This window comes from Fluviicoccus keumensis (assembly GCF_004217445.1).
Taxonomy (GTDB): domain Bacteria; phylum Pseudomonadota; class Gammaproteobacteria; order Pseudomonadales; family Moraxellaceae; genus Fluviicoccus; species Fluviicoccus keumensis.
This window is the reverse complement of the sequence record NZ_SHKX01000010.1, coordinates 571,568-591,654: the sequence shown is the minus strand read 5'-3', so window position 1 is coordinate 591,654 and position 20,087 is coordinate 571,568. Positions and strand designations below refer to the sequence as shown.

The window sequence follows — 20,087 nt, the reverse complement described above, 5'->3', positions numbered from 1 at the left end:
GGCCATGTCGATGAAAGTGCGTGAGTATTTCAAGTCCGGCGAAGCCTGGGTGTGGATGAATGCCGGGGCGGTCACCATTTGTCTGATCATGGTTGTCGGCCTGCTGGGATTGGTGGCGGTGCGTGGCCTGGGGCATTTCTGGCCCGCCAACATCCTGCAGGCCCAGTACACCGACAACGGTGCGGTGCAGACGGTGATCGGCGAGGTTTATGACGAGAAGGTGGATACCGCCCAGCGCTTGCGTGAGGCGGGTGTCGCCATTCCGGAAGGGCAGGAGACGGTGACCCGTTACTCCATCAAGCAGGGTAACCGTGACCTGACCGGCCAAGACTTTCGCTGGGTCATGGCGACCGGTCTCAGCAAGCAGGAATACCCGGCCGATCTGGTGCGCCTGGAACGGTATGAGTGGGGCAATCTTTATGGCCGTCTGAAATCGGTCAAGGAAAGCGGCGCCGAAGTCGCCAGCGGCCCGGCGGCGTGGGCGGAATTGCAGAAGCGTCTGGAGCGCAGCAACGGCATCCATGAGCAGGTGATCGCGATTGAGAAGGGCGATATCGGCCGGATCAATTACGCGCTGGAGAACCTGCGTCTGGATGAGCGGCGGCTGGAGCTTAAGGGGAAATTGACCGATCAGGCGCGCGCCGATCTGACGGCCCGCCGCGATGCGCTGAACAAGCAATATGAAGTGCTGAACCAGAAGTTGCAGACCCTGAATCAGGATGTGTCCCGTGACAGCGCGGTCTTTACCGTCGCCGACGGCAGCGAGAAGGAGTTGCCGCTGGGCAAGATTGTCAGCGCCCTGCGCCCCAATGAAATGGGCGTCCTGGCCAAGGCAGCCGCATACTGCCGCAATGTCTGGGCTTTCCTGACGGACGATCCGCGTGAAGCCAATACCGAAGGCGGCGTGTTTCCGGCCATTTTCGGCACCGTATTGATGGTGTTGCTGATGACCGTGCTGGTAACGCCGCTGGGCGTGATTGCCGCCGTTTACCTGCGCGAATACGCCAGCCAAGGCATCGTGACGCAGACGGTGCGTATCGCCGTGAACAATCTGGCCGGCGTGCCGTCGATTGTCTACGGGGTCTTCGGTCTGGGCTTCTTTGTGTACTTCCTGGGCGGCAGTATTGACCGCCTGTTCTATCCGGAAGCCGCGCCTGCGCCGGTCTTCGGAACCCCGGGGCTGCTCTGGGCCTCGATTACCCTGGCGCTGTTGACGTTGCCGGTGGTGATTGTCTCGACGGAAGAGGGCTTGTCCCGCATTCCCCGCGCCCTGAAGGAAGGTTCGCTGGCGTTGGGCGCTACCAAGGCTGAAACCCTGTGGCGTGTGGTGCTGCCGATGGCCACCCCCAGCATCATGACCGGTGTGATCCTGGCGATCGCCCGCGCCGCCGGTGAAGTGGCGCCGCTGATGCTGGTCGGCGTGGTCAAGCTGGCTCCAACCCTGCCGCTGGACGGGAACGCCCCGTTCCTGCACATGGAGCGGAAGTTCATGCACCTCGGCTTTCATATTTATGATGTGGGCTTCCAGAGCCCCAACGTCGAAGCGGCGCGGCCCCTGGTCTACGCGACGGCGTTCCTGCTGGTGCTGGTGGTGGCGGCGCTGAACCTGTCCGCCGTCGCGCTGCGCAACCGGTTGCGCGAAAAATACAAGGCGCTGGAAAGCTGATTTCCGCGCCCTGCTGTACACTTTCGAGGCATAGCACATGAATCACGTAGTGGAAAATACCGCCATGAATGCGAACACCAACGCCGGCAGCGCTGTCACCATGGATCTGGAAGCCATGGGCCGGGAAAGCCGCAGCCTGAGCCTGAGCAATGAAGACATCTGCCTGGAAGCCAAGGGACTGAACCTGTTCTATGGCCAGAAGCAGGCGTTGTTCGATATCAACATGCTGGTGCCGCGCAAGCGCGTGACCGCCTTCATCGGCCCGTCCGGCTGCGGCAAGTCGACGCTGCTGCGCACCTTCAACCGCATGAACGATCTGGTGGACGGCTGCCGCATTGACGGCAAGATCCTGCTGGACGGCAACGACATCTTCGATCGCGGCATGGATATCACCAGCTTGCGCCGCCGCGTCGGCATGGTCTTCCAGAAGCCGAACCCTTTCCCCAAGTCCATTTACGAGAACGTCGCTTACGGCTTGCGCTTGCAAGGCATCAACAAGAAGCGTGTGCTGGACGAAGTGGTGGAGAAGTCGCTGAAGGGCGCGGCGTTGTGGGATGAAGTGAAGGACCGCCTGCACGATTCCGCCCTGGGCCTGTCCGGCGGCCAGCAGCAGCGTCTGGTCATTGCACGCGCCATCGCCATCGAGCCGGAAGTGCTGTTGCTGGACGAACCGGCCTCGGCGCTGGACCCGATTTCGACCCTGAAGATCGAAGAGCTGATCCACGAGCTGAAGGATCGCTTCACCATCCTGATCGTGACCCACAACATGCAGCAGGCGGCCCGTGTCTCCGACTACACCGCCTTCATGTACCTGGGCAAGCTGATCGAGCATGGCGACACCGATACGCTGTTCACCAACCCGTCGAACAAGCAGACGGAAGATTACATCACCGGCCGTTACGGCTAAGCACGGGAGTATGCCGCCATGAACAAAGAAGACTACGGCCACCATATTTCGCAGCAGTTCAATGCCGAGCTGGAAGAGGTTCGCACCCGCTTCCTCGCCATGGGCGGACTGGTGGAAAAGCAGGTAGGCGACGCTATCCACGCCTTGCTGGACGCCGATTCGGCGCTGGCGGTGGCGGTGATGGACAACGACCAGAAAATCAACCTGATGGAAACCCGCATCGATGAAGAGTTGGTGCGGATTCTGGCCCGTCGCCAGCCGGCAGCCTCGGACTTGCGGATGATCATCGCCGTCAGCAAGTCGATCACCGATCTGGAGCGCATTGGTGATGAGGCGGCCAAGATCGCCCGTTACGCCAAGGCCTTGTGCGAGGAAGGGGAGTCGCCGCGCGGGTATGTCGAAACCCGCCACATCGGCAACCAGGTGCGGTTGATGATCCACGAAACGCTAGACGCCTTCGCGCGCATGGATGCCGACCAGGCCTTCAAGGTGATGCGCGAGGACAGCAATATCGATGTCGAATACAAGACCGCGACGCGCGCGCTGATGACCTACATGATGGAAGATCCGCGTTACATCACGCGGGTGCTGAACGTGTTGTGGGTGCTGCGCTGCCTGGAGCGGATCGGCGATCACGCCCGCAATATTTCCGAACAGCTGATCTACATGGTGAAGGGGGCGGATGTGCGCCATACCAGCTATGAAGTGATCGAGAAAAAGCTGAGCGGATCGGCCTGAGCCGGTTGCGTCGTGCGCATAAAAAAACCTCCCGTGTGGAGGTTTTTTTATGCGCACATGCTGGGGAAGGGGAGGCCTAGTGCGGGCCGGCTTTCGGAAAAACACAACTGAAGGTGGAACCCTTGCCCGGCGCGGAGTCGATGTTCAGGGTAGCGCCGTGCTGCAGCAGCACGTGCTTGACGATGGCCAGCCCCAGGCCGGTGCCGCCGGTAGCCGAGCTGCGGGCGGCGTCAACACGGTAAAAGCGTTCGGTGAGGCGGGGAATGTGGCGAGCCTCGATGCCGATGCCGCTGTCCTTGACGCTGAAATAGAGGTTGCGTTCATCTTCGTACCAGCGGATCACCACCTCGCCGCGCGGCGGGGTGTACTTGATGGCGTTGGTGACCAGGTTGCTGAAGGCGCTGCGCAGGTCGGCTTCGGTTCCGACGAGATTGGCCTCGGTTTCGGCCTGCACCACGATGCGGTGCTCCTTGTCGGGATCGTAGGCCTGGGCTTCGGTGCGCAGCTGTTCCAGCAAGGGGGGCATGGCCACCGTTTTGGGTTCGGCTTTGTGACTGTCGCCTTCCAGTCGTGACAGTAACAGCAGGTCGTTGACCAGATTGGTCATCCGCGTAGCCTGCTGTTGCATCTGCTTCAGGGCGCGTCCCCAGCGCGGCGGAATGTCTTCCTGATGATCCGACAGCGTTTCCAGGTAGCCGCTGAGCACCGTCAGCGGTGTGCGCAGTTCGTGGGACACGTTGGCGACGAAATCGGTGCGGATCTGTTCCAGCTGTTGCAGCCGGGTGATGTCGTAGGCGATCAGCAGGCGGTCATTGTGGCCGAAACGCGTCAGCTCGAATTGCAGGAAGCGGTTGGCGTGTACCCAGGACGGCAGTTTCAGGCCATCCGGGGTCGGGTTCTGGTATTGGCGGATGAACGCCGGGTCCCGGATCAGGTTGACCACCGGCTTGCCCGCGTCAATATCCTTGAAGCCCAGCAGGCGTTCGGCGGCGGGATTCCACCATTCCAGGTTGCCCTGGCTGTCGATCATCACTACCGCTTCATCCAGTGCGGAGATGGACGTGCGGGCGCGGGCGATGATGCCCAGCAGGTTGGCGCGGGCGGTATCTTCGTTGCGGCGCAGGCGATAGACCGTGTCGGCGATATCTTCCCAAATACCGGTCAGGTCTTCGGGCGGCGGCTCGCCCGGTGGCTGCTTCAGCCAGACGTGCAGGTGATGCAGGCCTTGCAGGTGGATGACCACGAACACCAGCAGGCCGATGAACAGGCCGACGCCGGTCTGGTGCATGAAATAGGCGGGAACGGCAAAGACGGTCAGCAGTTGCAGCAAACGGAAGAGTTGTCGGCGCAGAAGCAGGGTCATGGAGTAACTTTTCCGGGGTCGGCCTTTACCGAGAATCGGTATCCGGTGCCGCGCACGGTCTGGATGAAACGTTCAAAGCCGAAAGGTTCCAGCGCCTTGCGCAAGCGGCGTATATGCACATCAATTGTACGGTCTTCCACATAGACATTGCCACCCCAGACCTGATCCAGCATCTGGGCGCGGGTGTAGGCGCGTTCCTGATGGCTCATGAAGAAGGCCAGCAAACGGTACTCCGTGGGACCCATTTCCACCGGTTCGCCGTTGGCGGTGATGCGGTGGCTGACGGGGTCGAGCTTTAGGCCTTCCACTTCGATCGCCTTTTCCGCGCTGAGGGCGGAGGACCGGCGCAGCACGGCGCGGATGCGGGATACCAGCTCACGGGTGGAGAAAGGCTTGGTGATGTAATCGTCCGCGCCGGCGTCCAGGCCCTGGACCATGTTGTCCTCTTCGCCCCGGGCGGTCAGCATGATCACCGGAATCTCGCTCAGGCTTTCGTCGCGCTTGAGCCGACGGCACAGTTCGATCCCGGTCATGCCGGGCAGCATCCAGTCCAGCAGCACCAGCGACGGGCGTTCATCAACGATCTTGTGATGGGCCTGCAGGGCATCTTCGGCTTCCAGACAGTCGAAACCGGCCAGGTCCAGGGCGATGCCGATCATCTCCCGGATGGCGGCTTCATCGTCAACAATCAAGATGCGTTCATTCTTCACGACCGGCTCCTGCGCCATAGTTCTGCAATATCCCTATTAGATGTCAATGATATTGCAGAATTATTGCAGGACATAGCTTATCGCCAATCCGGCGAACAAGGCCATGCCGACACTATGGTTGTTGAGGAAGGCCTCGGTGCAATGTACCGGCACGCGGTCGCGGCAATGCCGGTACTGCCACACAAACAGTCCGCCGGTAACCCCCAGGGCCACCGGCCAGACCGGGCCCAGATGCAGCATCAGTCCCAGCACGGTCATCATCGCCAGAAAAACCGCCTGCAAGGCCGCAATGACGCCCAGTTCGTGATGCCCGAACAGGATGGCGGTGGACTTGATGCCCGCCATCAGGTCGTCGTCACGGTCCGCCATGGCGTACTGGGTGTCATAGGCCACGGTCCAGACCAGATTGGCGGTATAGAGCAGCCAGCACTCCGCGTCGGGCATTTGTCCCTGCGCGACATAGGCCATCGGAATGGCCCACGAGAAGGCCGCGCCCAGCACTACCTGTGGCAGGTAGGTGAAGCGCTTCATGAAAGGATAAAGGCTGGCCAGCGCCAGCGCCCCGAAGGACCAGAAAAAGGTTTGCAGATTCAGGAAGGGGAGCAGCGCAGCGGAACAGGCGATCAGGAACAGGAACAGGTATAGCGCCTCCCGCGAGGGCAGGCGGCCGTCGGCAATCGGGCGACCTTTGGTGCGGCTGACCTGGCCGTCAAAGTCACGGTCGGCCCAGTCGTTGATGACGCAGCCCGCCGAGCGCATCAGCACCACGCCGAGCGTAAAGATCAGCACGATAGGCCACGCCGGGCGGCCGTTGCCGGCGATCCACACCGCCCACCAGGTCGGCCACATCAAAAGCCAGATGCCGATCGGGCGGTGCAGGCGCATGACTTCGGCGTACAGGGGCAAGCGCTGGCGCAGGGAAAATGATGTCATGGGCGGCTGGAGGGGTAATCGGGGAAGTGCGCCGATTCTAGCGCAACTTGGCGGCCTGCGCCGCTGCAAACAGGGCAGGCAGGAAGCGTTCCTGCACCAGCAGCGGGCGGCCGTGGAAGCGGAAGCAGGAGCGTCGCTGCCAGCCGCCATCCTGTTGCCGGATGTCCAGGGGCTCGCGGCGGGCGCGCTCCCTGAACAGTACCGTGCCCAGTGATCGCGACCCGAGGTAACGCAGGCGGCGTCCGCGTCCGTGCAGGGTGGTTTGCGGAATGATGCTGCGGGCGGTGACCCAGACCTGATCGTGGCCCAGCAATTCGACCTCGCGGATGCGGGCGAAATGGCGTGGTGACAGCCGCAGCGCCTGCCGCTCGTCCGGGCGGGGACGGTGCCAGCCTTCATGCGTTACCCGCACGCGGAACGCGCCGTGGCTGAGCGCCACCAGCGCGGCGGTCAGCGAGCCCTCGCACAACAGCCAGTCACGTTGCGCGCGCGGCGGACGGGCTTGCCAGTAGCGTTGCGGCGGTAACCAGGGTGAAGGTTTGGGCATGGGGTCGGACTGTGGGTTGGTGCGCAGAAGGATGCCGAGAGCTCCGGGGGAATGCAAGACTTCAATCCATAGCAAAAAACTATTGAAGATCATGAAGTGTTTAATTGGATTGAAGTTCGGCAGGGCCGTAATCTGGCGTCAACAGGGCGCACCGCCCGATGCCTGACCCAAGGAGACATCCATGAACACCCACAATTCCAAGACCGTCACCGCCCAGAACCTGGAAGGCGCATTCGCCGGGGAGTCGATGGCCTTCATGAAGTACAGCTACTTCGCCAAGCTGGCCCGCGCCATGGGCGACGAGGAAACCGCCAGGGCTTTCGAGGCCACCGCCGCCCAGGAAGTCCAGCACGCCTTCGGCCACCTCGATCTGCTGTATCCCGCCGCCGGCCTGACCCCGGCGAAGATGCTGGAGATTGCGATCGCCGGGGAAACCTACGAATACACCGAGATGTACCCGAAATTCCGCGACACGGCTGTGGCAGAATCGCAGCCCGACGCCGTCCGCGAATTCGACGAACAGATTGCCGAATCGAAGGAACATGCCGAGGCGTTCCGCCTGGTGCTGGAGAAGGCCGCCAAGCGCTTCGCCGCGCTGGCCAAGGTGGAAGAGCGGCATGCCAACCACTATCGCCAGCGTCTGGAAGCGGTGCAGGCCCGCTAAAGCGGAGGATGGCAACGGATTGCCGGACAATCAAAACATCGCGCAATGTGACAGTGTGATAAATTAATCTTGTCTGACAGGATGAAACTTGCCAAGATTCCGCCCCATGCCGGAAGCTGGCGCCAACCCCTTTATTCCTGAGGTGCAACATGAAGAAGTGGCAATGTATCGTGTGTGGTTTTGTGTATGACGAAGCGGTGGGCATTCCCCACGAAGGCATTCCCGCCGGCACCAAGTGGGAAGACGTGCCTGACGACTGGGTTTGCCCGGACTGCGGCGTCGGCAAGGAAGACTTCGAGATGGTCGCGCTGTAATCATCGGCTTCAACCCTCTCCCCGCGGGAGAGGGTGTTTCTCCCCCTCCACAGGTAATTCCCATGTCGCTCGTCATCATCGGCACCGGTCTGGCCGGTTACAACCTCGCCCGCGAATGGCGGAAACTCAATCCCGACGCGCCGCTGGTCATCCTGACCCGGGACGACGGCCGCAACTATTCCAAGCCGATGCTGTCCACCGGCTACACCAAGGGCAAGACCGCCGACCAGCTGGCGATGCAGACCGCCGCGCAAATGGCCGAGCAGCTGAAGGCGGACATCCGCACCCAGGTCAGCGTCACCGCGATTGATCCGGTGGCGAAGACCGTGACGGTCGATGGCGAAACCGTGGCCTATGACAAGCTCGTGCTGGCGCAGGGAGCCGATCCCTTCCAGCCGCCGATGGGCGGCGATGGCCTGGACCGCGTGCTGACCGTCAATGACCTGGAAGACTATGCCCGTTTCCAGGCGGCGGCGACCGGCAAGAAGCACGTGATTGTCATCGGCGGCGGCCTGATCGGCAGCGAATACGCCAACGACCTGAGCAACGGCGGTTATGCCGTGCAGCTGGTGGAGCCGGTGGGGCGGGTGCTGCCCGCGCTGTTGCCGCCGGTGGCGTCGGAAGCGGTGGGCGCGGCGCTGGCCGGGCTGGGCGTGACCTTCCATTTCGGCGTCAGCGTGCAGGCGGTGCATCAGGATGGCGAGGGCGTGCGCGCCACCTTGTCCGACGGTCGTGAGATCCAGGGCGATCTGGTGCTGTCCGCGATCGGCCTGCGGCCGCGCGTGGCGCTGGCGAAGGACGCCGGACTGGCGGTGAATCGCGGCATTGTCGTCAACCGTGAGCTGCAAACCAGCCATCCGGACATTTACGCGCTGGGTGACTGCGCGGAAGTGGAGGGGCTGGTGCTGCCCTACGTGCTGCCGCTGATGGCGGGTGCGCGGGCGCTGGCCAAGACGCTCAGCGGCCAGCCGACCGCCGTGGTCTATCCGGCGATGCCGGTGCAGGTGAAGACCCCGGTTTGTCCGGTGGTGGTGTCGCCGGTGGCGCCGGGCGTGGCCGGTGCGTGGACGGTGGACGCGCAGGACGGCCCCAATGTCCGCGCCTCGTTCCGGAATGGCGATGGTCAATTGCTGGGCTTTGCCCTGACCGGCAGTTTTGCCGGGGATGCGGCGCTGAAGGCGCAGCTGGCCAAGGAAGTGCCGGCGATGCTGGCCTGATGGCTCGCGCCCGGCCATAAAAAAACGCTCCCCCGGGAGCGTTTTTTATGGCGCTGTTTCAGGCCTTGCGGAGGGCGGGGACGCTGAAACCAGGACCGATCACCGGCATCACCTGCCGGGGCGACAGTGGTTCGCCGCATTCGGAACAGACGGTCACCGGCCTGAATTTGTGACCGCAGGGCTGGTGGACAAACTCCAGCGGCGCGCCCTGACCTTCATCCAGCCATTTGTCCCCCCACGACACCAGCGCCAGCAGCACCGGATAGAGGTCGCGGCCCTTGTCGGTCAGGCGGTATTCGAAGCGCTCCGGCTTTTGCTGGTAGGGCACCTTTTGCAGCACGCCGGCGTCCACCAGCCGCAGCAGGCGCTCGGCCAGCACGTGGCGGGTGACGCCCAGATTGGTCTGGAAATCGTCAAAGCGCTTGATGCCGAGGAAGCAGTTGCGCAGCACCATCAAGGTCCAGCGGTCACCCAGCACCGCCAGGCTGCGCGCGATGGAGCAGGGGATATCCCCGATGTCTTGCCACTTCATGGGCATCTACCGTTGTACGTGATTTGAACCATTATACGCCGTCGCCGCGACCCCCGCACCGCCGCAGTTCTCTTTCGGAACGGATAATGGCGTCAAAGGTCCAATGCCGGTTCCAGCACTTCCACCGCCTTGCCGAAACCGCGCAGCCACCACAGCAGTTGCGCGGTGTTGCGCACCGTGGCTTCCACCAGCAGGCGGCCGTCTTCCTGCTCGGTGATGGCCTGGTCGGTGCTGAGCTGGCATTCGTAGAGGTGCTCGCCCGCCTTGGCTTCGAACAGGGCGCGCAGCCGTACCGGTTCGCCCTGGCCGAAACCCATCGCGCCGCTGTCGAGGTAGTCGTCGACATGGAAGCCGGGCGGGCTGATTGCGGCGGTTTTCAGCACCTCGGCGCGCACGAAACGGTGCAGCGCAAACAGGCGGATCTTTTCCAGGCTGTCGGCGCGCGTGGCGACCAGATAGATGACCGGTCCGCGCTGGACGATGGCCAGCGGGTTCAGCACGTATTCGGCGGCGGTCTTGTCATAGCGGCGCTGGTAACTGGCCTGCAACTGCCGGGTGGCCAGCAGCGCCTCGTAGACCGCCTGTTGCGCGTCGCGCGGCACGGCGGGGGGAATCAGCGGCTGCGTCGGCGGCATGATGCGCACGCAGTCCAGCCAGTGGCGGCCCTGGTTGCCGTCGCTGAGGTTGATGGTGCGCCGCGCCATGTCGAACCACGGCCGCAGCTCATCCAGCAGGCTGGGCGGCAGCAGGTGCCGCAGGTGGTCTTCCACCATCAGGAAGGTGACGGCCTGGCTGGTGGTGATGTGCGGCAGGCTGGAAATCTGCGCGTCGGCACGCCAGCGCCAGCCCTGCGGCGAGGCGTTGTTGTGTTCCAGCGGGAAACGCTCGGCCAGCTGGTTGAGGTCGCGCTGGACAGTGCGCAGGGTGACCTCGACGCCGTCCTGCACCAGCCCCTTCATCAGGTCGGTGGTGCCGATCCACTTGCCTTGGGGGAGTCGTTGCAGAATCAGCCACTGGCGGTGCAGGCTGCTGGCTTTTTCCTTGCTCATCATGATGTCGGTCTTCAATAAAACGCGTGAAAGTGGCTGGAAATTACCCTGCCCGCCGGCCGAACTCAAGGGATTATCCGGCTGACGCGACAATTCATGACGCTCAAAATCCGCGCGACACAGACGGTCGCTGAACGGGTTTTGAGCCCTGCCGCCGCCTGTCATCGTTTTGCATAATGAAATTGCTCAAATACGAAGCAGGAGAAAAGCTCATGTTGCTGACGATGATGATTCTGGGAAGCTCCCTGATGCTGATGTCGCGCTACCGCGTCTGGCTGGTCTTTGCCGCCGGGGGCGTGGTCTTTACGGCCGCAATCTGGGCGATGATGCAGTTGGTTGTGCAGATTTTGCCCGACGAACTGACGGTTTTGGCGGGTGTGCTGTCTTTCCTGATTGTGACGGGTTTCATATTCTCGCTGGTATCGGAACCGGAAACGTTGACGGTTCGTTAATGCGCAAATGCGCAAGCCAGTGTTTCAGGGAGAAGCAAGATGACCGGTGCCGGTGAAGTGATTCTGGTGGAAGAGGACGCGGTTTGTTTTACCCAGGCCGATCCCTGTCCGCGCAGCTGGAATGCCTTGCGCCCCACGGCGGATGACACCGTGCGCATCTGCGGCACCTGCGGCCGTACCGTCCATTTCTGCAGCACGCCGGAAGAGGCGCTGGCCAAGGCTTCCGACCAGCAGGCTGTGGCCACCCCGTTGTTCCGCGCGGCTGCCGCCCCCGCCCCCCGTTTCCGCGCTGCCTGATTCGATTGCCTTGGTAACGGGCCGGACTTCCGGCCTGTCACGTCGCTGCTCCGCCCGGTTCTGACATGGGCTTTTGGCCGGGCTTCGCTATAATCGCCGACTGACTCCCTGCCTGCGGATTTATCCCTTCATGAAACGGCTTTCCCTGCTGTTGCTTGCCCTTGCCTGTTGCCAGCCCGTGATGGCGGCCGAGCGTCCGAAGGTGGCGCTGGTGCTGTCGGGCGGCGGTGCGCGCGGCATCGCCCATATCGGCGTGCTGAAGGTGCTGGAGGAGGCGCGGGTGCCGGTGGACTGCGTGGTCGGCACCAGCATGGGCGCCATTGTCGGCGGCGCGGCGGCCACCGGCATGCAGGCGGAGGAAATGCAGCGCCGCGTGGAAGGCGCGGACTGGGACTACCTGTTCGGCGACAAGCCGCACCGCCGCGACATGCCCTATATCCGCAAGCGCGATGACGGCCAGGATTACTTCGACTTTACCCTGACGTTGCGCAACTACTGGCCGGTGCCGCCGCGCAACCTGGTCGGCGTGCATTACATCACCCAGTTCTTCCGCGAGCTGACCGGCGGGCTGGAAGTCGACCGCTTCGACCAGCTGCCGATTCCTTACCGCGCCATCGCCGCCAACATCGAGAACGGCCAGACCGTGATCATGGACCAGGGCGACCTGCCGCTGGTGATGCGCGCCAGCATGAGTGTTCCCGGCGTTTTTCCGCCAGTCTCCTACAAGGAGCAGATGGTGGTGGACGGCGGCATCGTCAAGAACATGGGCATTGATGAAGGCCGCAAGCTGTGCGGTGATGCAGTAGTGGCGGTGAACGTGTCGTCGCCCAACGCCGCCCGCGACAAGCTGGAGTCCTTGTTCGCAGTCAGCGAGCAGACCATCAATATCGCCGTGCAGAAGGACATGCAGGCGCAGATCGCTACGCTGGGCCAGCGCGATGTGCTGATCACTCCGGACCTGACCGGCCTCACTTCTACCGATTTCAATGAATCGCGCCGCATGATAGCTGCCGGGGAACAAGCGGCCCGCGCGGCCTTGCCGGGACTGCGCGCGCTGTCGCTGTCGCCCGAGGATTATGCCGCGTGGCGCAGCGGCGTCGAGGCGCGGCGGCCGAAGCACCGGCAGATTGGCCGGGTGGAAATCACGCCGACGCGCTGGGTCAGCCGCGACGTGCTGAAGTCCCTGCTGGATGTGCGCAAGGGGCAGCCGCTGGATCAGGCCGAATTGCACCGCAATATCGACCGCATCTATGCGCGCGGCGATTTTGTGCGCCTGACTTACCAGTTGCTGCCGGAACCGGACGGCTCGTTGCTGCGCATTATTCCCATCGAAAAGGATGGCCGCGATTTCCTGCGGGTCGGCCTGAAACTGAACAGCGATTTCTCCGGCGATTCGTCGTTCGGCTTGCAGGCAGGCCTGCGCCGCACCTGGCTCAACCGTCTGGGTGCGGAGTGGCTGACGCAGGCCGAAATCGGTGAAACCCGGGCGCTGCGCACGGAATTCTTCCAGCCGACGGTGTTGAACGGCGCTTTCTTCGTCGCGCCCTGGGCCGAACTGCGCGATGATCCGCGCGACGTGGTGATCAACCATGAAAAGGTAGTCGGAAACCGGGTGAAGCGGATAGGCGGCGGTCTCGACTTCGGTTCCGAACTGGACAAGTGGGGCGAGGTGCGCGCCTATCTGCGCGGCGAGCACGTGAAATGGTCTTCCGCCCTGCAAACCGCGGTGCCGCAGGTGGGTGAAAGCTACACCCAGGCCGGATACGGTCTGAAGCTGATCTATGACCAGCTCGACAATCCCCGTTTTCCGCGTCGCGGCGACTGGGTGAAACTGGACGCCTTCGCCACGACCGATGCGCTGGGCAGCGAGCGTGACTACCGCAAGGCGCTGCTCGACTGGCGGCATGCCTATACCCGGGGGCCCTATACGCTGTTCCTGACCGGTCGCGGCGGCAGCGCGCTGGGCACCACCTTGCCGTATGCCGAGCAATTCCAGCTGGGCGGTCCGATGAACCTGTCCGCCTACCGTCCTTCCGAACTGGCGGGCAATACCTTCTTCCTGACGCGCGTGCTGGGTTACCGGCAGGTGAAGGAAATGCCGCCGGCGCTGGGCGGCGGCGTCTATCTGGGTCTGCTGGCGGAAGCGGGGCAGGCCTCGATGGACACGGAGTGGCGTAACGCCCTGTTCAGTCATCCGGCCTGGAGCGTCGGCGGCGTGCTGGCGGCCGATACCCGGCTGGGGCCGCTGTACCTGACGCTGGCGCAGGGCGACGGCAACCGGCGTACCGCCAGCCTGACGCTGGGCATCAGTTATTAATGGCCCGCGCGGCCCCTTGGGCTTCGGCGCGCGACCTGCTACATTCGGGAATTCCTGATCCTCGCGACGATAAGTAGAAAGGTCCCGGCATGAACCAGTTCCAATTGATGTTGCTTTTTATGGCGGCGCGCATGCGCTTCCTCGCCACCCATCATTCCGGTTTCATGGCGTTGCTGCACAACCGCAAATTCGTGATCCAGATGCAGACCATGGACGGCCAGACCGTCCGTTATTTCTCGATCAAGAACCGCCGCGTCTATTCCCGCGCCAAGGCGCACGCCAAGCCGGACTTCCTGCTGACGTTCAAGGATGCCGAATACGCCGTCAAGACGCTGGCCAAGGCCTCGCCAATGGCCTTCATGAAGGGCATGCAGGCGGGCGACATCAAGATGGAAGGCGATTTCAGCCTGCTGATGTGGTTCAACAGCGCCGCCAAATTCCTGCAGCCGAAGCTGCCCAAGCCGGTGCGGCAGGTGGTGAAGTGGGTGAAGGTGCAGCAGAAGCGGGGCAAGGAACCGCGCAAGGCGGCCTGACGATTTCCGGTCCCCCGGCGGGCGCGTGCCGCCGGGGAACCGGGTTTCAGTGGCTTTCTTTTCCCCCGTTGGCGATGCGGTCCATCACCGCAAACAGTACGCCCGAAATCAGGAACATGCCATGCAGCCCCATCAGCCAGGCAATTTCCTCGTGGCTGGTGGACTTGATGTTGACGAAGGCCTTCAGCAATTCAATGGCCGAAATGGCAACAATGGAACCGATCAGTTTCAGTTTCAGGTCGGAGTAGGTCACCTTGCCCATCCAGCTGGGCTTGTCTTCGGATTCGTGCGCCACGTCCAGTCGCGACACAAAATTCTCGTAGCCGCTGAAAATCACGATGACCATCAGGTTGGCGACCATGGTGACATCGACCACATTCAGCACCCCGATGATCAGGTTTCCTTCTCCCGCCATCAGGTGGTGAAAAATTTCCCCGATTTCCTGAAAAAGGCCGACCAGCAGGATCAGGATGCAGCCGATCAGGCTCAGATAGAAGGGCGCCAGCAACCAGCGGCTGTGGAACATCACATTTTCCAGCAGAGTTTCAAGTTTTCCGGACATGGACAGCTTCCTGGGAACAGGGGTTGGACAAACACATGGAGGGCTGACTATGCACAGCCCGCGCCGGGGATACAAGTCCTGTCCGGGCGGTACGATCGTTCCATGGTCGCGCGCGCGTTTTCTTGCGCCGCCGTTGGACTTTTCGCCCGTCTTTGCGTAAAATCCGCGGCATTTGCAAGCGAGAAGATTCAGGGACAGCGGCGATCACCATCACCGTTGAGTCTAGGTCTGTCTCGCTTTTTTGCAGGCGTCGCCCGACACGGCCCTGCAAACGCCTGCGTCTGTCCCAGTTCCGTGCGGAGGTTCTTTTGCGTAAGCCCGCCATTCTCGCCCTTGCCGATGGCAGCATCTTCCGGGGTATTTCCATTGGTGCCGATAGCAGCACCAGCGGTGAAGTGGTTTTCAACACGGCCCTGACCGGCTATCAGGAAATTCTCACCGACCCCTCCTATTGCCAGCAAATCGTCACCCTGACGTATCCCCATATCGGCAACACCGGCATCAACAGCGAAGATGAGGAAGCCGCCAAGCTCTGGGCGGCCGGTCTGATCATCCGCGATCTGTCGATGATTCCCAGCAGCTTCCGCAACGAGGAATCGCTCAGCGATTACCTGCGCCGCCACGGCATTGTCGGCATCGCCGATATCGACACCCGCCGCCTGACCCGCATCTTGCGTGAAAAGGGCGCGCAGAACGGCTGCATCATGGCCGGTGACGACCTCAGCGAGGAAGCCGCGCTGGCCAAGGCCCGTGAGTTCCCCGGCCTGAAGGGCGCTGATCTGGCCAAGGTGGTGTCCGTGAGCGAAAGCTACCGTTGGACCGAAGGCAGCTGGCAGCTGGGCAAGGGCCATGTTACCCCGGCCGCCGCTCCAAAATTCAAGGTTGTCGCCTATGACTTCGGCGTCAAGCGCAACATCCTGCGCATGCTGGTCGATCGCGGCTGCGACGTGACCGTGGTGCCTGCCCAGACCCCGGCCAAGGACGTGCTGGCGCTGAACCCGGACGGCATCTTCCTGTCCAACGGCCCCGGCGACCCCGAGCCCTGCACCTACGCCATCGAGGCGATCCGCGCTTTCCTGGAAACCGACATCCCCGTCTTTGGCATCTGCCTGGGCCACCAGCTGCTGGCGCTGGCCTCCGGCGCCAAGACGCTGAAGATGAAGTTCGGCCACCACGGCGCCAACCATCCGGTGCAGGACCTGGAAACTGGCCGCGTGATGATCACCAGCCAGAACCACGGTTTTGCCGCCGATGAGGCGACCTTGCCCGCCAACCTGCGCGCCACGCACAAGTCGCTGTTCGACGGTTCGCTGCAGGGCATCCACCGCACCGACAAGCCGGCGTTCAGTTTCCAGGGTCACCCCGAAGCCAGCCCCGGCCCGCACGATGCGGACGGCCTGTTCGATCACTTCATCGAACTGATGCAGGCGCGGAAGTAAAGTTTATACCCCTCTCCCCAGCCCTCTCCCACACCGGGGGAGGGAGTTCCCGGCGAGAGGGTGGCGTTAAAAAATCTTAGGGCGGAATCATGCCAAAGCGTACCGATCTCAAAAGCATCCTCATCATTGGCGCGGGCCCGATCGTCATCGGCCAGGCCTGTGAATTCGACTACTCCGGCGCACAGGCCTGCAAGGCGCTGCGCGAGGAAGGCTACCGCGTCATCCTGGTGAACTCGAACCCGGCCACCATCATGACCGACCCGGCGATGGCCGATTCGACCTACATCGAGCCGATCACCTGGCAGACCGTCGCCAAGATCATCGAGAAGGAACGTCCGGATGCGGTGCTGCCGACCATGGGCGGCCAGACCGCGCTCAACTGCGCGCTCGACCTTGACAAGCACGGCGTGCTGGAAAAATTCGGCGTCGAGCTGATCGGCGCGTCCAAGGACGCGATCAAGAAGGCGGAAGACCGCAAGCTGTTCGATCAGGCGATGCGCAAGATCGGCCTGGAGTGCCCGCGCGCTGCCGTCGCCGGCAATATGGAAGAGGCTTTCAGCATCCAGGCCCAGGTCGGCTTCCCCTGCATCATCCGTCCGTCCTTCACCATGGGCGGCTCGGGCGGCGGCATCGCCTACAACCGCGAAGAGTTCGTGGAGATCTGCGAGCGCGGTTTCGACCTGTCGCCGACCAAGGAACTGCTGATCGACGAATCGCTGATCGGCTGGAAGGAATACGAGATGGAAGTCGTTCGTGACAAGAACGACAACTGCATCATCGTCTGCTCCATCGAAAACTTCGACGCCATGGGCGTGCACACCGGCGACTCCATCACCGTTGCCCCGGCGCAGACCCTGACCGACAAGGAATACCAGATCATGCGCAACGCCAGCATCGCGGTGCTGCGCGAGATCGGCGTCGAGACCGGCGGTTCCAACGTCCAGTTCGGCATCAGCCCGACCACCGGCCGCATGGTGGTGATCGAGATGAACCCGCGCGTGTCGCGTTCGTCGGCGCTGGCCTCCAAGGCCACCGGTTTCCCGATCGCCAAGGTCGCCGCCAAGCTGGCCGTCGGCTACACGCTGGACGAACTGAAGAACGACATCACCGGCGGCAAGACCCCGGCTTCGTTCGAACCGTCGATCGACTATGTCGTCACCAAGATTCCCCGTTTCAACTTCGAGAAGTTCCCGCAGGCCGACGCCCGCCTCACCACCCAGATGAAGTCGGTGGGTGAAGTGATGGCCATCGGCCGCACCTTCCAGGAATCGGTGCAGAAGGCGCTGCGCGGCCTGGAAGTCGGTTCCGACGGCTTCAACCCGAAGATCCAGCCCGGCCAGAAGGACGCCATCGACAAGCTGCGCCACGAGCTGAAGAACCCCGGCCCCGAACGTATCTGGTACATCGGCGACGCCTTCCGCATGGGCCTCAGCGTCGAGCAGGTGTATGAGTACACTGCCGTCGACCGCTGGTTCCTGGTGCAGATCGAGGACATCATCAAGGCCGAGGACAAGGTCAAGCAGCTCGGCTTTGCCGGTTGCACCCGCGACGTGCTGTGGCAGCTGAAGCGCAAGGGCTTCGCCGACAGCCGCCTGGCCGGCCTGCTGGGCGTCAGCGAGAAGCAGCTGCGGAAGAAGCGCTGGGAGCTGGGTGTCTACCCGGTCTACAAGCGTGTTGACACTTGCGCCGCCGAGTTCGCCACCGGCACCGCCTACATGTACTCCACCTACGAGGAAGAGTGCGAAGCCAACCCGAGCGGCCGTGACAAGATCATGGTGCTGGGCGGTGGTCCGAACCGCATCGGCCAGGGCATCGAATTCGACTATTGCTGCGTCCATGCCGCCCTCGCCATGCGCGAAGACGGTTATGAAACCATCATGGTCAACTGCAACCCGGAAACGGTTTCCACCGATTACGACACCTCCGACCGCCTGTTCTTCGAACCGGTGACGCTGGAAGACGTGCTGGAAATCGTCCGTGTCGAGAAGCCGAAGGGCGTGATCGTGCAGTACGGCGGCCAGACCCCGCTGAAGCTGGCGCGCGACCTCGAAGCCGCCGGCGTGCCGATCATCGGCACCAGCCCGGACGCCATTGACCGCGCCGAAGACCGCGAGCGTTTCCAGCAGATGGTGGAACGCCTGAACCTGAAGCAGCCCCCCAACCGTACCGCCCGCAACGCGGAAGACGGCGTGCGCCTGGCCGCCGAGATCGGTTACCCGCTGGTGGTGCGCCCGTCCTACGTGCTGGGCGGCCGCGCCATGGAAATCGTCTTCAACGAAGACGAGCTGCGCCACTACATGCGCACCGCAGTGCAGGTCTCCAACGATTCGCCGGTGCTGTTGGACCGTTTCCTCGATGATGCCATCGAAGTCGACGTCGACTGCGTCTCCGACGGCCAGGAAGTGGTGATCGGCGGCATCATGCAGCATATCGAACAGGCCGGCATCCACTCCGGCGATTCCGCCTGCTCGCTGCCGCCGTATGCGCTGGGCCAGGACGTGCAGGACGTGATGCGCGCCCAGACCGTTGCGATGGCGCTGGAGCTGGGTGTGGTCGGTCTGATGAACGTGCAGTTCGCGGTCAAGGCCAACGAAGTCTATGTGCTGGAAGTGAACCCGCGCGCCTCGCGTACCGTGCCCTTCGTGTCGAAGTGCATCGGCGCGTCGCTGGCCAAGGTCGCCGCCCGCTGCATGGCCGGCCAGACACTGGCCAGCCAGCAGTTCCAGACGGAAATCATTCCCCCGTACTACAGTGTCAAGGAAGCGGTGTTCCCCTTCGCCAAGTTCCCGGGCGTCGACCCGATCCTGTCGCCGGAAATGAAGTCCACCGGCGAAGTGATGGGCGTGGGCGTCACCTTCGGCGAAGCCTTCCACAAGGCGGTGCTCGGCTCCAACGAAAAGCTGCCCACCGGCGGCCGCGCCTTCATCTCGGTGCGCGATTCCGACAAGGCCCTGCTGCCGCAGATTGGTCGCGACCTGATCGAACTGGGTTTCGAGCTGGTGGCCACCGGCGGTTCGCAGCGCGTGCTGGAAGAGGCCGGGGTGCCGTGCCGCCGCGTCAACAAGGTGACCGAAGGCCGTCCGCACATTGTCGACATGTTGAAGAACGGTGAAATCAGCCTGATCATCAACACCACCGAAGGCAAGCAGGCGCAGCAGGATTCGTTCTCGATCCGCCGCAGCGCGCTGCAAGGCAAGGTCTATTACACCACCACCATCAGCGGCGCCAACGCGGTCTGCCAGGCCTTGAAGTCCGGCACCGACCTGTCGGTGTGCCGTCTGCAGGATCTGCACAAGGAGCTGGCATAATGGTACGCGTCCCGATGACGGTTGGCGGGGCGGAAGCCCTGCGCAAGGAGCTGGATAACCTGAAGAACGTGGTGCGTCCGCGCATCACGGCAGCCATTGCCGAGGCGCGCGCCCACGGCGATCTCAAGGAAAACGCCGAGTACCATGCCGCCCGCGAGCAGCAGAGCTTTGCCGAAGGCCGTATCCAGGAAATCGAGGGCAAGCTGTCCAATGCCCAGATCATTGATATTTCCAAGATGCCGCAAACCGGCAAGGTGATCTTCGGCGTCACCGTCGACATCGAGAATGTCGCCAACGGTGAAACCAAGACCTACCAGATCGTCGGCGATGACGAGGCGGACCTGAAGATCGGCAAGATCTCGGTGAATTCACCGATTGCGCGCGGTCTGATCGGCAAGGAGGAAGGCGATACCGTCGTCATCCAGACGCCCGCCGGCCAGGTGGAGTACGAGATCGCGGAAGTGCGTTACGAGTAATTCCGCAATCGCGTGTCAATCCGGCAAAGGGCAGGGCGGCAATCCTGCCCTTTGGCTTTTTTG

20 protein-coding genes are annotated in these 20,087 nt (G+C 62.8%); 13 read left to right on the top strand and 7 right to left on the bottom strand.

Translation table 11 applies throughout. The features are described from left to right. The first annotated feature begins 4 nt into the window (after window positions 1-4). The 3 genes from pstA to phoU all read left to right on the top strand — a co-directional run bounded on the left by pstA (window position 5) and on the right by phoU (window position 3,311). Window positions 5-1,666: a phosphate ABC transporter permease PstA gene (pstA, locus tag EV700_RS03730; protein ID WP_130410998.1), complete on the top strand. Its 1,662-nt coding sequence runs from the start codon at window positions 5-7 to the stop codon at window positions 1,664-1,666. Between the two features lie 115 nt (window positions 1,667-1,781). Then, entirely contained in the window at window positions 1,782-2,573 is a 792-nt protein-coding gene (gene pstB, locus EV700_RS03725; RefSeq protein WP_242610191.1) for a phosphate ABC transporter ATP-binding protein PstB, read from the top strand. A gap of 18 nt (window positions 2,574-2,591) precedes the next feature. Further along, on the top strand, window positions 2,592-3,311 hold the full coding sequence (phoU, locus tag EV700_RS03720; RefSeq protein WP_130410997.1) for a phosphate signaling complex protein PhoU: 720 nt from the start codon (window positions 2,592-2,594) through the stop codon (window positions 3,309-3,311). 76 nt (window positions 3,312-3,387) lie between these two features. Here the strand turns inward: phoU and phoR are convergent, their stop codons facing one another. Genes phoR through EV700_RS03700 form a run of 4 tightly spaced genes read right to left on the bottom strand, consistent with a single transcriptional unit; the run spans window position 3,388 to window position 6,864 of the window. Further along, the gene (phoR, locus tag EV700_RS03715; RefSeq protein WP_130410996.1) at window positions 3,388-4,674 is read right to left on the bottom strand and encodes a phosphate regulon sensor histidine kinase PhoR; all 1,287 of its coding nucleotides are present in this window, start codon (window positions 4,672-4,674) and stop codon (window positions 3,388-3,390) included. Continuing rightward, on the bottom strand, window positions 4,671-5,384 hold the full coding sequence (gene phoB, locus EV700_RS03710; RefSeq protein WP_130410995.1) for a phosphate regulon transcriptional regulator PhoB: 714 nt from the start codon (window positions 5,382-5,384) through the stop codon (window positions 4,671-4,673). The genes phoR and phoB overlap by 4 nt, the downstream gene beginning before the upstream one ends. 60 nt (window positions 5,385-5,444) lie before the next feature. Then, complete coding sequence (ubiA, locus tag EV700_RS03705) at window positions 5,445-6,317, bottom strand: 4-hydroxybenzoate octaprenyltransferase (RefSeq protein ID WP_130410994.1); 873 nt, start codon at window positions 6,315-6,317, stop codon at window positions 5,445-5,447. Between the two features lie 37 nt (window positions 6,318-6,354). After that, window positions 6,355-6,864 carry a chorismate--pyruvate lyase family protein gene (locus EV700_RS03700; protein WP_165391317.1) on the bottom strand — a complete coding sequence of 170 codons (510 nt, stop codon included), beginning with the start codon at window positions 6,862-6,864 and terminating at the stop codon, window positions 6,355-6,357. 181 nt (window positions 6,865-7,045) lie between these two features. On the opposite strand from EV700_RS03700, the gene EV700_RS03695 reads away from it, so the two are divergent. From EV700_RS03695 to EV700_RS03685, 3 genes are all read left to right on the top strand, one after another. After that, window positions 7,046-7,528: a rubrerythrin family protein gene (locus tag EV700_RS03695; protein WP_130410992.1), complete on the top strand. Its 483-nt coding sequence runs from the start codon at window positions 7,046-7,048 to the stop codon at window positions 7,526-7,528. A gap of 149 nt (window positions 7,529-7,677) precedes the next feature. After that, window positions 7,678-7,842 (top strand): rubredoxin, encoded by a 165-nt coding sequence (locus EV700_RS03690; protein WP_130410991.1) that lies wholly within the window; start codon window positions 7,678-7,680, stop codon window positions 7,840-7,842. A gap of 62 nt (window positions 7,843-7,904) precedes the next feature. Further along, complete coding sequence (locus tag EV700_RS03685; RefSeq protein ID WP_130410990.1) at window positions 7,905-9,059, top strand: NAD(P)/FAD-dependent oxidoreductase; 1,155 nt, start codon at window positions 7,905-7,907, stop codon at window positions 9,057-9,059. 58 nt (window positions 9,060-9,117) lie between these two features. On the opposite strand, the gene EV700_RS03680 is transcribed toward EV700_RS03685, so the two are convergent. Continuing rightward, on the bottom strand, window positions 9,118-9,591 hold the full coding sequence (locus EV700_RS03680) for a winged helix-turn-helix transcriptional regulator (protein ID WP_130410989.1): 474 nt from the start codon (window positions 9,589-9,591) through the stop codon (window positions 9,118-9,120). Between the two features lie 92 nt (window positions 9,592-9,683). Next, window positions 9,684-10,643: a helix-turn-helix transcriptional regulator gene (locus tag EV700_RS03675; RefSeq protein WP_423201207.1), complete on the bottom strand. Its 960-nt coding sequence runs from the start codon at window positions 10,641-10,643 to the stop codon at window positions 9,684-9,686. A 209-nt stretch (window positions 10,644-10,852) separates the two neighbouring features. Here EV700_RS03675 and EV700_RS03670 point away from each other — a divergent pair, with 209 nt between their 5' ends. The 4 genes from EV700_RS03670 to EV700_RS03655 all read left to right on the top strand — a co-directional run bounded on the left by EV700_RS03670 (window position 10,853) and on the right by EV700_RS03655 (window position 14,239). Beyond that, window positions 10,853-11,092: a hypothetical protein gene (locus EV700_RS03670; protein WP_130410988.1), complete on the top strand. Its 240-nt coding sequence runs from the start codon at window positions 10,853-10,855 to the stop codon at window positions 11,090-11,092. Window positions 11,093-11,131: 39 nt separating this feature from the next. Next, entirely contained in the window at window positions 11,132-11,389 is a 258-nt protein-coding gene (locus tag EV700_RS03665) for a hypothetical protein (RefSeq protein ID WP_130410987.1), read from the top strand. A gap of 130 nt (window positions 11,390-11,519) precedes the next feature. Then, complete coding sequence (locus tag EV700_RS03660) at window positions 11,520-13,706, top strand: patatin-like phospholipase family protein (protein ID WP_130410986.1); 2,187 nt, start codon at window positions 11,520-11,522, stop codon at window positions 13,704-13,706. An 89-nt stretch (window positions 13,707-13,795) separates the two neighbouring features. Next, on the top strand, window positions 13,796-14,239 hold the full coding sequence (locus EV700_RS03655) for an SCP2 sterol-binding domain-containing protein (protein ID WP_130410985.1): 444 nt from the start codon (window positions 13,796-13,798) through the stop codon (window positions 14,237-14,239). 46 nt (window positions 14,240-14,285) lie between these two features. Here EV700_RS03655 and EV700_RS03650 read toward each other — a convergent pair whose 3' ends face one another. Further along, complete coding sequence (locus EV700_RS03650) at window positions 14,286-14,801, bottom strand: TIGR00645 family protein (RefSeq protein WP_130410984.1); 516 nt, start codon at window positions 14,799-14,801, stop codon at window positions 14,286-14,288. Window positions 14,802-15,109: 308 nt separating this feature from the next. Here EV700_RS03650 and carA point away from each other — a divergent pair, with 308 nt between their 5' ends. From carA to greA, 3 genes are all read left to right on the top strand, one after another. Continuing rightward, window positions 15,110-16,240, top strand: coding sequence for a glutamine-hydrolyzing carbamoyl-phosphate synthase small subunit (carA, locus tag EV700_RS03645; protein WP_130410983.1), 1,131 nt, complete (start codon window positions 15,110-15,112; stop codon window positions 16,238-16,240). An 89-nt stretch (window positions 16,241-16,329) separates the two neighbouring features. After that, window positions 16,330-19,548 carry a carbamoyl-phosphate synthase large subunit gene (gene carB, locus EV700_RS03640; RefSeq protein WP_130410982.1) on the top strand — a complete coding sequence of 1,073 codons (3,219 nt, stop codon included), beginning with the start codon at window positions 16,330-16,332 and terminating at the stop codon, window positions 19,546-19,548. Next, window positions 19,548-20,024 carry a transcription elongation factor GreA gene (gene greA / locus EV700_RS03635; RefSeq protein WP_130410981.1) on the top strand — a complete coding sequence of 159 codons (477 nt, stop codon included), beginning with the start codon at window positions 19,548-19,550 and terminating at the stop codon, window positions 20,022-20,024. Before carB ends, greA begins: the two co-directional genes overlap by 1 nt. The last annotated feature ends 63 nt before the right edge of the window (window positions 20,025-20,087 follow it).

Bases quoted from the DNA above. Each gene is read 5' to 3' on its own strand.
- EV700_RS03695 (WP_130410992.1), top strand. From the start codon at position 7,046: ATGAACACCCACAATTCCAAGACCGTCACCGCCCAGAACCTGGAAGGC.
- phoR (WP_130410996.1), bottom strand. From the start codon at position 4,674: ATGACCCTGCTTCTGCGCCGACAACTCTTCCGTTTGCTGCAACTGCTG.
- EV700_RS03670 (WP_130410988.1), top strand. From the start codon at position 10,853: ATGTTGCTGACGATGATGATTCTGGGAAGCTCCCTGATGCTGATGTCG.
- EV700_RS03650 (WP_130410984.1), bottom strand. From the start codon at position 14,801: ATGTCCGGAAAACTTGAAACTCTGCTGGAAAATGTGATGTTCCACAGC.
- phoU (WP_130410997.1), top strand. From the start codon at position 2,592: ATGAACAAAGAAGACTACGGCCACCATATTTCGCAGCAGTTCAATGCC.
- EV700_RS03660 (WP_130410986.1), top strand. From the start codon at position 11,520: ATGAAACGGCTTTCCCTGCTGTTGCTTGCCCTTGCCTGTTGCCAGCCC.
- EV700_RS03700 (WP_165391317.1), bottom strand. From the start codon at position 6,864: ATGCCCAAACCTTCACCCTGGTTACCGCCGCAACGCTACTGGCAAGCC.
- EV700_RS03680 (WP_130410989.1), bottom strand. From the start codon at position 9,591: ATGAAGTGGCAAGACATCGGGGATATCCCCTGCTCCATCGCGCGCAGC.
- EV700_RS03675 (WP_423201207.1), bottom strand. From the start codon at position 10,643: ATGATGAGCAAGGAAAAAGCCAGCAGCCTGCACCGCCAGTGGCTGATT.
- EV700_RS03655 (WP_130410985.1), top strand. From the start codon at position 13,796: ATGAACCAGTTCCAATTGATGTTGCTTTTTATGGCGGCGCGCATGCGC.
- ubiA (WP_130410994.1), bottom strand. From the start codon at position 6,317: ATGACATCATTTTCCCTGCGCCAGCGCTTGCCCCTGTACGCCGAAGTC.
- EV700_RS03685 (WP_130410990.1), top strand. From the start codon at position 7,905: ATGTCGCTCGTCATCATCGGCACCGGTCTGGCCGGTTACAACCTCGCC.
- EV700_RS03690 (WP_130410991.1), top strand. From the start codon at position 7,678: ATGAAGAAGTGGCAATGTATCGTGTGTGGTTTTGTGTATGACGAAGCG.
- carB (WP_130410982.1), top strand. From the start codon at position 16,330: ATGCCAAAGCGTACCGATCTCAAAAGCATCCTCATCATTGGCGCGGGC.
- pstA (WP_130410998.1), top strand. From the start codon at position 5: ATGTCGATGAAAGTGCGTGAGTATTTCAAGTCCGGCGAAGCCTGGGTG.
- pstB (WP_242610191.1), top strand. From the start codon at position 1,782: ATGGGCCGGGAAAGCCGCAGCCTGAGCCTGAGCAATGAAGACATCTGC.
- greA (WP_130410981.1), top strand. From the start codon at position 19,548: ATGGTACGCGTCCCGATGACGGTTGGCGGGGCGGAAGCCCTGCGCAAG.
- EV700_RS03665 (WP_130410987.1), top strand. From the start codon at position 11,132: ATGACCGGTGCCGGTGAAGTGATTCTGGTGGAAGAGGACGCGGTTTGT.